Source organism: Arthrobacter sp. Y3223151 (assembly GCF_059091125.1).
Genome location: NZ_JBNHGI010000008.1, coordinates 37,051 through 50,534, shown reverse-complemented (window position 1 = coordinate 50,534; position 13,484 = coordinate 37,051). Strand labels below are relative to the sequence as shown.

General features: G+C 66.9%; 12 protein-coding genes. 10 read left to right on the top strand and 2 right to left on the bottom strand.

Annotated elements, in window-relative coordinates; genetic code table 11:
• Positions 1-19 precede the first annotated feature (19 nt).
• Positions 20-1,057 carry a thiamine-phosphate kinase gene (locus AC5RUP_RS12120; RefSeq protein WP_494153436.1) on the top strand — a complete coding sequence of 346 codons (1,038 nt, stop codon included), beginning with the start codon at positions 20-22 and terminating at the stop codon, positions 1,055-1,057.
• A gap of 7 nt (positions 1,058-1,064) precedes the next feature.
• On the opposite strand, the gene AC5RUP_RS12115 is transcribed toward AC5RUP_RS12120, so the two are convergent.
• Positions 1,065-1,784: an IclR family transcriptional regulator gene (locus AC5RUP_RS12115; protein ID WP_493977303.1), complete on the bottom strand. Its 720-nt coding sequence runs from the start codon at positions 1,782-1,784 to the stop codon at positions 1,065-1,067.
• A 148-nt stretch (positions 1,785-1,932) separates the two neighbouring features.
• On the opposite strand from AC5RUP_RS12115, the gene leuC reads away from it, so the two are divergent.
• The 6 genes from leuC to AC5RUP_RS12085 all read left to right on the top strand — a co-directional run bounded on the left by leuC (position 1,933) and on the right by AC5RUP_RS12085 (position 8,525).
• Positions 1,933-3,399, top strand: coding sequence for a 3-isopropylmalate dehydratase large subunit (gene leuC, locus AC5RUP_RS12110; RefSeq protein WP_494153437.1), 1,467 nt, complete (start codon positions 1,933-1,935; stop codon positions 3,397-3,399).
• Between the two features lie 15 nt (positions 3,400-3,414).
• A complete protein-coding gene (gene leuD, locus AC5RUP_RS12105) occupies positions 3,415-4,014 on the top strand; it encodes a 3-isopropylmalate dehydratase small subunit (RefSeq protein WP_494153438.1) in 600 nt (199 codons plus the stop codon).
• 223 nt (positions 4,015-4,237) lie between these two features.
• Positions 4,238-5,554, top strand: coding sequence for a UDP-N-acetylglucosamine 1-carboxyvinyltransferase (gene murA / locus AC5RUP_RS12100; protein WP_494075408.1), 1,317 nt, complete (start codon positions 4,238-4,240; stop codon positions 5,552-5,554).
• Positions 5,555-5,560: 6 nt separating this feature from the next.
• On the top strand, positions 5,561-6,346 hold the full coding sequence (locus AC5RUP_RS12095; protein WP_493986905.1) for a lysophospholipid acyltransferase family protein: 786 nt from the start codon (positions 5,561-5,563) through the stop codon (positions 6,344-6,346).
• Complete coding sequence (locus tag AC5RUP_RS12090) at positions 6,343-7,377, top strand: NAD(P)H-dependent glycerol-3-phosphate dehydrogenase (protein WP_494153439.1); 1,035 nt, start codon at positions 6,343-6,345, stop codon at positions 7,375-7,377. The genes AC5RUP_RS12095 and AC5RUP_RS12090 overlap by 4 nt, the downstream gene beginning before the upstream one ends.
• A gap of 11 nt (positions 7,378-7,388) precedes the next feature.
• Positions 7,389-8,525 carry a D-alanine--D-alanine ligase family protein gene (locus AC5RUP_RS12085; protein ID WP_494153444.1) on the top strand — a complete coding sequence of 379 codons (1,137 nt, stop codon included), beginning with the start codon at positions 7,389-7,391 and terminating at the stop codon, positions 8,523-8,525.
• Between the two features lie 36 nt (positions 8,526-8,561).
• Here AC5RUP_RS12085 and AC5RUP_RS12080 read toward each other — a convergent pair whose 3' ends face one another.
• Complete coding sequence (locus AC5RUP_RS12080) at positions 8,562-9,041, bottom strand: DUF3515 domain-containing protein (protein ID WP_494101514.1); 480 nt, start codon at positions 9,039-9,041, stop codon at positions 8,562-8,564.
• 125 nt (positions 9,042-9,166) lie between these two features.
• Between AC5RUP_RS12080 and AC5RUP_RS12075 the strand changes: the two genes are divergently transcribed.
• From AC5RUP_RS12075 to AC5RUP_RS12065, 3 genes are all read left to right on the top strand, one after another.
• Positions 9,167-10,210, top strand: a complete 1,044-nt coding sequence (locus AC5RUP_RS12075; protein ID WP_494131716.1) for an LCP family protein — start codon at positions 9,167-9,169, stop codon at positions 10,208-10,210.
• Between the two features lie 148 nt (positions 10,211-10,358).
• Positions 10,359-11,297, top strand: coding sequence for a DAK2 domain-containing protein (locus AC5RUP_RS12070; protein WP_494149400.1), 939 nt, complete (start codon positions 10,359-10,361; stop codon positions 11,295-11,297).
• A complete protein-coding gene (locus tag AC5RUP_RS12065; RefSeq protein WP_494153440.1) occupies positions 11,287-13,482 on the top strand; it encodes an ATP-dependent DNA helicase RecG in 2,196 nt (731 codons plus the stop codon). The genes AC5RUP_RS12070 and AC5RUP_RS12065 overlap by 11 nt, the downstream gene beginning before the upstream one ends.
• The last annotated feature ends 2 nt before the right edge of the window (positions 13,483-13,484 follow it).

The window sequence follows — 13,484 nt, the reverse complement described above, 5'->3', positions numbered from 1 at the left end:
CCGGGGGAACCGCGGGGCCATGGAGCCGGCACCAGACGAGATACAAGGGAGAACGCAAAGATTGGCCGCTGAACTGACTGTCAACGATCTGGACGAAGGCTCGCTTCTGGACAGGATTTTCCCGCGTCTCGGCCCCGCCCGCGTCCCTGTCGGCCCGGGCGATGACGCTGCCGTGATCGAGGCACCCGATGCCCGAACCGTCATCTCGATCGATACGTTGGTCCAGGATCAGGACTTCCGGCTTGAGTGGCCCTCCGGGTACCGGACGACGGGCTACGACGTCGGATGGAAGTCCGTGGCGCAGAACCTCTCGGACATCAATGCCATGGGAGCCGTGCCGACGTCACTGGTCATCAGCCTGACCCTGCCCGGTGCGACGCCGGTGGCGTGGGTCGAGAGCCTGGCCGACGGCGTGGCCGATGCGATGCGGAAACTGGGAGCGGACCGGTGCTCCGTCGTCGGCGGTGATCTTGGCCGCGGCGACGCGCTCGTGGTCACGGCTGCCGTTACCGGCGATCTCGAAGGCCGCAGTCCGGTCCTGCGCAGCGGCGCGCGTCCCGGCGACATCGTCGCCGTGGCCGGCACGCTGGGACGCGCGGCGGCCGGACTGGCCCTGCTCGAAAGCCCGGTTTTCGACGACGAGGCCCCGGTTCAGCTGCAGGAGCTCGCCGCGATCCAGTCCCGGCCGGTGCCTCCGCTGAGCGCCGGCCCGGCTGCGGCCGAATGTGGCGCGACCGCCATGATGGACATCTCGGACGGCCTGCTCCGCGATGCGGCGCGGTTGGCCCGTGCCAGCAGTGTCGCGGTGGACCTGGCCTCGGCGCAGTTGCAGCACTTTGCCGCACCCTTGGAGGAGGCAGCGGCCCTGCTGGGGGTGGAGCCCAGCGACTGGGTCCTCGGCGGCGGCGAAGACCATGGCCTGCTGTGCACCTTCCCCGCGGCACAAACCCTGCCGGCGGGATTCGCCGCCATCGGCGTCGTCGGCGGCGGACCGGCTCCGGTGACCCTGGACGGCGTCCCCGTCCGGGCCCGGGGATGGGACCATTTCAGGGGCTGACGCGCCGCTAGTCGTTGGTCTTTCGCAGGGCTTCGGTCAGTTGGGCGGCCGCGTTGCAGACCACCTCGGCATGCAGCCGGCCGGGTTGCCGCGTGAGCCGCTCGATCGGCCCCGAAATGGAAACGGCGGCGATGACTCGCCCGGACGGACCACGGACCGGGGCCGAAACCGATGCCACACCGGGTTCGCGTTCGCCCAGGCTCTGGCCCCAGCCGCGGCGGCGCACGCCGGCGAGGACCGTCGGGGTGAAACGCGCCCCATGGAGTCCTTCGAGCAGCCTCTCGTGGTCTTCCCAGGCCAACAGCACCTGGGCGGCGGAGCCGGCCTTCATCGAAAGCTGCGTCCCCACCGGAATGGTGTCCCGCAATCCGATCGGCCGCTCGGCCGAGGCGACGCATACCCGTGAATCGCCCTGCCGGCGGAAGACCTGCGCGCTCTCACCCGTGGCATCGCGGAGGTTCATGAGCACCGGGCCGGCGGCGGCTATGAGCCGATCTTCGCCGGCGGCCGCGGCCAATTCGACCAGCCTGCTGCCCAGGACGAACCTGCCCTGCATGTCCCGGCTGACCAGCCGGTGGTGGACCAGCGCCAAAGCGAGCCGGTGGACGGTGGGCCGGGCCAGACCGGTGGCGGCCACCAGTTGGGCCAGGGACGTGGGTCCGGCCTCCAGGGTGTCCAGCACCATGGCCGCCTTGTCGATGACGCCGACACCGCTAGGATTGTCCATAAGCTGATATTCTCATCTCAATATGTGAGATGCAAGTCGATTGACTGGCGGGCGGGCAGCCGCGCTGGAAGAGTTAAAGCACACACTTAGTGCGGGCCTCCCGGCGGGAGGAAAAGCCCGCGTTGGTATTGATGGAGGAGATCTGGCCATGGCCGGTAACACTGCGGGCAAGACGCTCGCCGAAAAAGTCTGGGATGCACACGTGGTGCGCCACGGCGACGGTGAAGGCGCTGCGCGCCAGCCCGACCTCCTCTACATCGATCTTCACCTCGTGCATGAAGTCACGTCGCCGCAGGCCTTCGAGGGCCTGCGCCTGGCGGGGCGCGGGCTGCGCCGCCCGGACCTGACCATCGCCACCGAGGACCACAACACCCCCACGCTGGATATCGACAAGCCGATTGCCGACCCGACCAGCCGCACCCAGATTGAGACGCTGCGCACCAATTGCCGGGAATTCGGGGTCCGGCTGCACTCGCTCGGGGACGCCGAGCAGGGGATCGTGCACGTGGTGGGTCCCCAGCTGGGACTCACCCAGCCCGGCATGACGGTGGTGTGCGGCGACTCGCATACCTCCACCCACGGTGCCTTCGGTGCGCTGGCCTTCGGCATCGGGACCTCCGAAGTCGAGCACGTCATGGCGACCCAAACGCTGTCGCTGAAGCCGTTCAAGACCATGGCCATCAACGTCGAGGGCACGCTGCGCGCGGGGGTCACCGCCAAGGACATCATCCTGGCGGTCATCGCCAAAATCGGAACCGGCGGCGGCCAGGGCTACGTGCTGGAGTACCGTGGCTCCGCCATCCGGGCCCTGAGCATGGAAGCCCGGATGACCATCTGCAACATGTCCATCGAGGCGGGGGCCCGCGCCGGCATGGTCGCGCCGGACCAGACCACGTTCGACTACCTCAAGGGCCGTCCGCACGCCCCGGAGGGTGCGGACTGGGACGCCGCCGTCGAAAACTGGCGGACCCTGCGTACCGACGACGACGCGGTGTTCGACGCCGAGGTCTTTTTGGACGCCGATACCCTGGAGCCGTTCGTCACCTGGGGGACCAACCCCGGACAGGGCGTTTCCCTGTCGGAAGCCGTGCCGTCGCCCGACGACTTCGCCGACGAGAACGCCAAGGCCGCGGCGGAACGTGCGCTGGCCTACATGGGGCTCGAAGCCGGCACCCGCATGAAGGACATCCCGGTAGACACCGTCTTCCTGGGCTCCTGCACCAACAGCCGGATCGAGGACCTGCGCATCGCGGCGGACATCATCCGCGGCCGGGCCAAGGCGCCGAACGTGCGCATGATGGTGGTGCCCGGATCTGCCCGTGTCCGCCTGGAAGCAGAGGCCGAGGGCCTGGACAAGGTGTTCAAGGAGTTCGGCGCCGAGTGGCGGTTCGCCGGCTGCTCCATGTGCCTGGGCATGAACCCGGACCAGTTGGCGCCGGGCGAGCGCTGCGCGTCCACGTCCAACCGGAACTTCGAGGGCCGGCAGGGCAAGGGCGGGCGGACGCACCTGGTATCGCCGGTAGTTGCGGCGGCCACCGCGGTCAGGGGCACGCTGAGTTCGCCCTCGGACTTGGACCCGGTCAACAACGACGCCGTCTCGCGGCCTGCCGCCTAAGGAGCCTGAAGAATCATGGAGAAGTTCACCACCCATACCGGCATCGGGGTCCCGCTGCGGCAGTCCAACGTGGACACCGACCAGATCATCCCGGCGGTGTACCTCAAGCGGATCACCCGGACAGGCTTCGAAGATGCCCTGTTCGCAGCCTGGCGCAAGCACGAGGACTTCATCCTCAACCAGGAGCCGTTCAGCCGCGGGTCCGTCCTCGTGGCCGGCCCGGATTTCGGGACCGGTTCCTCGCGCGAACACGCTGTCTGGGCGTTAAAGGACTACGGGTTCCGTGTTGTCCTCTCCTCCCGGTTCGCCGACATCTTCCGGGGGAACTCCGGCAAGCAGGGGCTGCTGGCCGCCGAGGTCGCCCAGGATGACATCGAGCTGATCTGGAAGGAACTGGAGAACCACCCGGGCACCGAAATCACGGTGGACCTGGAGTCGAAGACCGTCACCTGCGGAACCATCACCGCGCCGTTCGAGATCGACGACTACACCCGCTGGCGGTTGCTCGAAGGCCTGGACGATATCGGGCTGACCCTAAAGCATGAGGCGGAAATCACCACCTACGAGGCCACCTGCCTATCCTGGAAGCCGAAGACCCTTCCGGTAAAAGTCTGAGGATACGCGCCCTGGCGCGAATCGGCGCCGTCGAGGGAGCTTTCCAGTTCTGTCGGCGGCGCCGATTTGCACCTGCGACTGCCTCATGCAAGGCACCTGCCGGCGGGACGGAGAGCGCCGGACTCGCTGCCCGTTTATTTCAGAGTGGTCACGGATTGCCAATATGCTTAGCTGAGGCCTTGGCGCAGTTCGGCGCTAAACTAGCTTGAGGAAACAGGTATTCATGGCAAGTGTTTTGACCATTCGTGGTGGCGTTCCGTTGGCGGGGAAGGTGTCCGTCCGCGGTGCCAAGAACCTGGTTCCCAAAGCGATGGTCGCGTCCTTGCTCGGCAGTAATGCCTCGGTCCTGCGGAATGTGCCCGAAATCCGGGACGTGGAGATCGTCACCAGCCTGCTCCGCCTGCACGGCGTCGAGGTTTCCAAAGACCCGGTGACCGGTGACCTGACGCTGGATCCGACGAACGTCAAGACCGCCCAGATGAAGGACATCGACGCGCACGCCGGCGATTCCCGCATTCCGATCCTTTTCTGCGGGCCGCTGATCCACGCGATCGGAGAGGCCTTTATCCCCGACCTGGGCGGCTGCCGGATCGGCGACCGTCCCATCGACTACCACCTCGACGTGCTCCGCCAGTTCGGAGCCATCGTGGACAAGCGGCCCGGTGGCATCTCCATCTCCGCACCCAGGGGACTGAAGGGCGCGAAACTCACGCTGCCGTATCCCAGCGTGGGCGCCACCGAACAGGTTCTGTTGACGGCAACCCGCGCCGAGGGCATCACGGAATTGAGCGGCGCCGCCATCGAGCCGGAGATCATGGACCTGATCGCCGTGCTGCAGAAGATGGGTGCCATCATCACGGTCCAGACCGACCGTGTGATCCGTATCGAGGGTGTCACCGAACTCTCCGGCTTCAACCACCGCGCGCTGCCCGACCGCAACGAGGCCGCGTCCTGGGCATCCGCGGCGCTCGTGACGCAGGGAGACATCTACGTCGAAGGCGCCCATCAGGGCGACCTCACCGCCTTCCTGAACACCTACCGCAAGATCGGCGGGGCCTTCGACATCGACGACGACGGCATCCGCTTCTACCACCCGGGAGGCAGCCTGTCGCCGCTGGTGCTCGAGACCGACGTGCACCCGGGCTTCATGACGGACTGGCAGCAGCCCCTCGTCGTCGCCCTGACGCAGGCCGAAGGCGTCTCGATCGTGCACGAGACTGTGTACGAAAACCGGTTCGGCTTTACCGAGGCGCTGATTCGCATGGGCGCGAACATCCAGGTGCACCGCGAATGCCTCGGCAGCATTCCGTGCCGCTTCGGGCAGCGGAATTTCCTGCATTCCGCCGTGATTTCCGGACCCACCCAGCTCTCCGGCGCGGAAATAGACATCCCCGACCTCCGCGGCGGCTTCAGCCACCTGATCGCCGCGTTGGCGGCGGCCGGAACCTCCCGCGTGACCGGCATCGAACTCATCAACCGTGGCTACGAACGCTTCCAGTCAAAGCTGGAGGGCCTCGGCGCGGACTTCGACGTCGAGTAGGCGGACATGGGAGCAGCCTCCAAAGAGCGGGTGGTCATTGGTGTCCTCGCCGGCGTTGTCCGGCCATTCCTGAACCTGGTCCTCCGGCGCAACTGGACGGGAACGGAGAATTTCCCCAAGGACCGGGGATTCATCGTCTGTCCGAACCACAACACGGAAATCGATCCACTGGTGGTCGGCCATTACGTCTACAACCAAGGCGCCCTGCCGCACTTCCTGGCGAAGGCCTCGCTGTTCAAGATTCCAGTGGTCGGGCAACTGTTGACGGCGGCCCGGCAGATACCGGTGGAGCGGAGCAGCTCCGGCGCAAACCGTTCACTGGACGTCTCACGCGAGGTGCTCGACGAAGGCGGTGCCGTGATCATCTACCCGGAGGGGACGCTGACCCGGGACCCGGCCCTGTGGCCCATGCGCGGGCGCACCGGGGCGGCAAGGCTCGCGCTGCAGACCGGCGCACCCGTCATTCCGGTGGCGCACTGGGGCGCCAACGAGCTGTTGCCCCGCTATGCGAAAAGGCCCAGCCTTTTTCCGCGCAAAACGGCACACGTCACGGCCGGACCTCCGGTGGACCTGAGCGAATTCAGCGGCTTGCCGATCACCAGGACCGTTCTCGAGGCCGCAACGAATAGGATTATGGACAGCATCACGGCGCTGCTGGCCGAAGTACGCGGCGAGGCAGCGCCCGCCGTCCGCTGGGATCCTTCTGCTCACGGTCAAAGCGCCATAGGCCGGGACTTTGGTTCCGGCGAGCCGGTGCACACAGAAGAGCTACCGCCTGAGGAGAAGTTGTGACAGCACGCCCCGACCTGCCTGCCAACATCGCCGTTCTCGGCGCAGGAAGCTGGGGCACCACCTTTGCCAAGGTCGTCGCGGACGCCCACCCCGAGGTCGAGGTCAGGCTCTGGGCGCGGCGCGCCGAAGTGGCGGCGGAAATCAATTCCCGGCACCGGAATGCGAAGTACCTCCGGGACATCGCGCTGCCGGAGAACATCGTCGCTTCGGAGGACGTCGCCGAAGTCCTCCGCGGCGCGCCGCTGGTGGTGCTGGCTGTTCCCGCCCAGACCCTCCGGCCGCAGCTGGCGTCCTGGAAGCCGCTGCTCGATCCGGAGGCGGTGGTCGTCTCGCTCATGAAGGGGCTGGAGCGCGGGACCGATGCCCGCATGAGCGAAGTCATCAAAGAAGAGCTCGGCCTGTCCGACTCCCACGTAGCCGTCATTTCCGGCCCCAACCTGGCGCTCGAGATAGCGCGCAAGGAACCGACCGCCTCGGTGGTCGCCTGCACGGACGACGACACGGCGCAGTGGATTGCGCGGTTGTGCACCGCCAGCTACTTCCGTCCCTACACGAACTCCGACGTCACGGGGGTGGAGATCGGCGGCATCGTGAAGAACATCATCGCCCTGTGCGTGGGCATCTGCGACGGCAAGGGCATGGGAGACAACACCAAGGCGACGGTCATCACCCGCGGACTGGCCGAGACCACCAGGCTCACCCTCGCCCTCGGGGGAGAGGTCCAGACGATGGCCGGGCTGGCCGGGCTCGGCGACCTGGTCGCCACCTGCGCGTCGCCGCTGTCGCGCAACCACACCGCCGGACGGCTCTTGGGCGAAGGCCTGACCCTGGACCAGGTGACGGAACGAATGACCCAAACGGCCGAAGGCATCAAGTCCGGCCGCGCCGTGCTGGATCTGGCCACCAAGATGGGCGTCGACATGCCGATTACCGAGGCAGTGGTTGCCGTCCTGGAGGGACAGGTTTCCGTTGAGGCGCTGGCGCCACGCCTGTTGACCCGTGAACTCAAATCCGAAGGTGAACTCCAGTGAACGACGAGATCATGCCCGCCGCTAACGCCCCCTCTCCGGGCCGTAAACCCCGCGTTGCAGTCCTTTTCGGCGGGCGGTCCAGCGAACACTCCGTGAGCTGCGTCACCGCGGCCGGGGTGCTCGGGGCCATCGACAAGGACAAGTACGACGTCGTTCCCATCGGGATAGCGCGCAACGGCCAGTGGGTGCAGGTCGCCGATGATCCGGCCCAGTGGTCGCTGGCCTCGGGAAAAATGCCGGAGATCAGTACGTCCGCCGAACCCGTCGTGCTGGCCAGCAGGCGGGACACGCCGGAACTCATGGTCGCGCCGGCCGCGCAGGTTCCGCAGAGCCTGGGCAACGTGGACGTGGTGCTGCCGCTGCTGCACGGACCGTTCGGCGAGGACGGAACGCTTCAGGGGCTGCTGGAAATGGCCGACGTCCGCTACGTCGGCGCCGGCGTACTGGCCTCTGCCGTCGGCATGGACAAGCACTATATGAAGGTGGTCTTCGAATCGGCCGGCCTCCACGTCGGCCCCTACCAGGTCATCACGGACCGTCAGTGGCAGCAGGACCCGGACGCCGTGCTCGAACGCCTGGGCACACTTGAGTTCCCCGTCTTCGTCAAGCCGGCCCGGGCGGGTTCCTCCATGGGTATCACCCGGGTGGCCGAGCCCGGCGGCCTCCGGGCCGCCGTGGAGGCCGCCCGCGAACACGATCCCAAGGTGGTTGTCGAAGCCGGCATCGTCGGCCGCGAGATTGAAGTAGCGGTGCTGCAAGGGAGGGGAACAGAACCGACGCGCACCAGCCTGCCCGGGGAAATCGCCGTCCAGCCCGGCGAGCATCAGTTCTACGATTTCGAAGCGAAATACCTGGACGGCACGGCGGCCGCCCTCAGCTGCCCGGCGGATTTACCCGCCGACGCCACGGAAAAGGTGCGCGAACTCGCCGCCCAGGCGTTTGACGCGCTCGGGGGAGAGGGGCTCTCCCGCGTTGACTTCTTCTACACCCCGGACGGCGAGCTCATTATCAACGAGATCAACACCATGCCCGGGTTTACGCCGATCAGCATGTATCCGCAGATGTGGGCGAAATCGGGACTGCCTTACACCGAGTTGATCGACGAACTGCTGTACCTGGCCCTCAACCGCAAGACCGGCCTCCGCTGACCATGCCGGCCGGCGACGCCGCGCCGGCCGTGCCGCCTACAGGACGTCGGAAATGCTCAGGCATTCGCGTTCCTGCGGTATCTCGGACGCCGCCGCCGAGATGTCCATCAAGACGGAGCTCTCTGCCACGTCATCGGGCTTGAACAGCAGTTCCGTGGCGGGGGTGCGCCCGTAGGTCGTGGCCGTCCAGTAGCCGTTCTCACCTTCGCGCAGCACCCAGTCGACGCCGTCGACCGAGACGCATTGGTCCGTCGTCGGGCCGGGAACCGGCACCCCGCACCGCAGGATGACCTGGGAAGGGTCCCCCCAGGCGGCGGTCGCCTGGCTACTCGTCTCGCGGCGCGGGAAATCGGCGACGTACTGCGGGAGGATGACCATCATCGGGGCGCATCCGGGGTTCGCCGCGTCCGGAGCGGCGTCAACGTCGACAATAGGCGAACACGCCGTAAGGCTCCCCAGGAATCCAAGCGACAAAAGGACGGCAAAACGGCGGCGTCGGGGGAAGGCGCGGGTCATACAGCCAGCGTATCCCGACCATCGCTGCCCGCCGTTGGCACAGTGACCGCAGCCACGCCAGACGGACCCTGCAGTGAGGAGACGGCCGCGGGGTTTATCCTTTTAGGTAGCCTCACCCCTAGGAAGTGACCCCATTGACTGCTGACCACGACAACGAATACCGCCCGCGGCGGCAGCGCCGCCAGCGGAAGAAAGATCCCATCCGCACCATCTTCTTCACCCTCGTGGGCATCGTTGTCGTCGCAGCGATCATCGGAGGTGGCTACTTGTTCAACTTGGCCAACTCCTTCAACAGCAAGTCCCAGACGATCGAATCGGCCTTCCCGGATAATCGGGCCAAGAAGGACCCGAACGACAAGACGGTCAACATTCTTTTGATGGGCTCCGACAGCCGCGCCACGGGTACGCAGAATCTGACCGAGGTCTCGGACGGCAGCCGCTCCGACACCATGATGCTGATGCACATCCCGGAGAATCGGGAGAACGTCTACGTCATGTCGATCATGCGCGACACTTGGGTGGACATACCGGGTCAGGGCGAGCACAAGATCAACGCCGCCATGGCGTTCGGCGGGGTACCGCTTGTTGTCGAAACCATCGAAGGGCTGTTTGAGACCCGCGTCGACCACGTCGCCATCATCGACTTCTCGGGGTTCAAGGAACTGACCGACGCCTTGGGCGGGGTGGAGATCAATAATCCGGCGGCCTTCTCGGCAACCGGGTCAACCGGCGAGTTCTTCCCGGCGGGCACCCAGACTCTGGACGGCGAGTCTGCCCTGTCCTTCGTGCGGGAGCGCAAGGCCTTCAGCGACGGCGACTATCAGCGCGTGCGCAACCAACAGCTCTTCGTCAAGGCTCTGATGTCCGAGTTCCTGACGGCCGAGACACTGACAAACCCTGTGCGCATTAACGAGGTAGTCGACGAATTTTCCCCGTTCGTGAGCGTTGACAGCGAATTCGACGCCATGACCGCAGGCTCCCTGGGCGTTTCGCTGCGGGATGTACGGTCAAGCAACGTTCAGATGTTTACCCTTCCGACCCTGGGCACCGGCACTTCCGCAGACGGCCAGTCGATCGTCCTGCCGGACGAGGCGGCCATCGCCGAAATAGCCGGCGCGCTGCAGAATGACAGCCTCGGCGAATATCTGAGTACTGCGGACCTCGAGTGAGCCGCGACGCAACCGTTAGCCGGTGAGCGGAGCCGGCTGCGGTAGGCTCAGGTAACGCCGGAGGACTGAGATCGATCGTTGGCGGGCATCGCCGGCGCATGCAGATGGGACCCCTTTGCAGACGAAAATTGCTGCCAATGCCGAAGCGCTGCGCCGCTGGCTGTCCAGGGCCGAGGTCGTCCTCGGCAACCACAGCGACCGCCTGAACGCCATCAACATCTTCCCGGTGGCCGACGGCGACACGGGGACCAACCTCTATCTGACCATCCGGGCGGCGGCGAAGTCGGCCGCCGAAAACCGGACGGCGGACATCGGCGAACTCCTGGCCGGAGCGGGCCAGGCCGCGATGGAAGAAGCGCGCGGCAACTCCGGCACCCTGCTGTCCGTTTTCCTGGCCGCCTTGGCCGAACCCTTGCGGGGCACGACCCGGTTGACGGGGCCGCTGCTGGCCGCGGCCCTCCAACGTGCCGAAATCCGGTGCTGGTCCGCGTTGAGCGATCCCGTTGAGGGAACCATGCTCTCCGTCATCGCCTCGGTCTCGCGGGCGGCGTCGGCGGTACATGCGGCAAAGAACGGCGACGACAGCAACCACGGGCTGGCGGCAACGCTGGAAGCGGTCGTGGAAGAGGCCGTCGCAGCGGTCGTCAGGACCGAGACCCAGCTCGGGGCACTCGAATCGGCGCACATCGTCGACGCCGGTGCCGTCGGGTTCCTGCTCATCATGGACACCCTGCGGGCCAGCGCCCTCGGCGTGGAACTGCAGCCGGAACTGCTGGACGGCCTGCACGGCTACAACGTGCAGGATCCGCACCTGCACCTGGACCACGTGCACGAAGGCGTCGAGGTGATGTGCACCGTCAACCTCAGCCCCCTCGACGCCGCGACGCTGCGCCTGAAGCTGGACGAGCTGGGCGACTCGGTCATCATGAGCGCCGTGACTGAAATCGAGGGCGGATACCGCTGGCGCGTCCACGCGCACGTGCCGGACGGCGAAGCGGCCCTGGAGGTTATCCGGGAGCTGGGTGAACCGATGAACGTCAGCATGACGGAGCTGGCCGGCCCGCCGGAGCAGAACCATGGCGGCTGACCCGGCTGACGAACTGAGCGTCCCGCTGGAGCGGCGGCTCGGCAAGCGCTCGGCCTCGGCACTCGAAAAGCACCTGGGCATGACGGTGACCGGGGAACTGCTCAACTACTTCCCGCGGCGGTACATGAAGCGCGGAGAACTGACCATGATCGCCGAGCTGCCGATCGACGAGGACGCGACCTTGGTGGCCCGGGTGCTGAGCACCAGTTCCCGCAAGATGCGGGCCCGGCGCGGTTCGCTGACCGAGGTCGTCGTGACCGACAACTCGTCGGACATCAGCCTCACCTTCTTTAACGGCTATCAGGCCGAACGGGAGCTGCGGCCGGGGACCATCGCCATGTTCTCCGGTAAGGTGACGTCCTACCGCGGAAACCTGACCTTGACCAACCCCGACTACCAGTTGCTCGAAGACGCCTTCGACTTCGACGCGGCGGAAGCCCTGCGCCCGGTGCCCATGTACCCGGCGACGGCGAAACTGGGCAGCTGGCGCATCAAGGCGGCCGTTGACCTATTGCTCGACGCCGTGGACTTCGGCCGCCTGGGGGACCCCATCCCGACGGACATCGCCGTCCGGGACGGGATGCTCTCACTGGCGGAGGCCTACGAACAGATCCACCGGCCCGCAACGATGGAAGCCGCCAACGCGGCCCGGGACCGCTTCCGCTATCAGGAAGCGCTGGTCCTGCAGGCGGCTCTCGGACGGAAGCGGGCCATCGCCGCGGCCGAACAGGCGACTGCACGCCCGGGCCGGAAGGGTGGTATTGCCGACAAGTTCGACGCCCGCCTGCCCTTCGACCTGACCTCGGGACAGCGCGAGGTCGGCGCGACGATCGCGGCGGAGCTGGCCGGAGATTCACCCATGAACCGGTTGCTGCAGGGGGAAGTCGGGTCGGGGAAGACCTTGGTTGCCCTTCGGGCCATGCTGCAGGTGGTCGACTCGGGCGGCCAGGCCGTCCTGCTCGCGCCGACCGAGGTCCTGGCGGGCCAGCATTTCGCATCGATCACCCGGACGCTTGGCCCCTTGGCGCAGGGCGGCATGTTGGGCGGCGACCCCGACGGCACCAAGGTAGTGCTGTTGACCGGCTCGATGACCGGAACGGCCAAGCGCAGGGCCTTGCTCGATGTGGCGGCCGGAGAAGCGGGCATCGTCGTCGGCACCCATGCCCTGCTGTCCGACAGGGTGCAGTTTTTTGACCTCGGCCTCGTGGTCGTGGACGAACAGCACCGCTTCGGCGTGGAACAGCGCGACCGGCTCCGGAGCCGCTCGGCCACGCCACCGCACCTGCTGGTCATGACCGCCACGCCCATTCCCCGGACGGTGGCCATGACCGTCTTCGGGGACCTGGAAACGTCGGTGCTGACGGAGCTGCCCGCGGGCCGCGCGCCGATCACCACCCACATGGTGGCTCTCCAGGAACATCCTGCCTGGGAGGACCGGATCTGGGAACGTGCCCGCGAGGAGGTCGCCGCCGGCCGGCAGGTCTACGTCGTGTGCCCCAAGATCGGGGATGACGAGCTCGAAGAGGCCGATCCGCCGGACGAGTTGTCGGGGCAGCCGGAGCAACAGCGGCCCATGGCATCGGTGGCCGCCCTGGTCGAGCACCTGAGCGGGCTGCCGGTCCTGGACGGAATCCGGATCGGCATGCTGCACGGCCGGATGGAGCCGGACCAGAAGGCTGCTGCCATGGCGGCGTTCAACGACGCCACGCTGGACATCCTGGTGTCCACCACGGTCATCGAGGTCGGCGTCGACGTGCACAACGCCACCATGATGGTGATCCTGGACGCCGACCGCTTCGGCATTTCGCAGCTCCACCAGCTCCGCGGACGGGTGGGCCGCGGCGGCCTCCCCGGCACCTGCCTGCTGGTCACGCAGCTGGAGCCCGGGCACCCCAGCCGGGAGCGGCTGCAGGCGGTCGCCGCGACCACCGACGGGTTTGAACTCTCGCAGGCAGACCTCCAGCTGCGTCGCGAAGGCGACATCCTCGGGGCGTCCCAGTCCGGCGGCAAATCCACCCTGAAGCTGCTGCGGGTGATCAAGGACGAGGCCGTTATCGCCCGTGCCCGGGAAGACGCCACGGCCATCCTGCAGCGGGACTCCACCCTGGCCCGGTATCCCGAGCTGGCGGCCGCCATCGAGCTGTACCTGAACCCCGAGCGGGAGGCCTTCCTTGAGCGCGGGTAGCC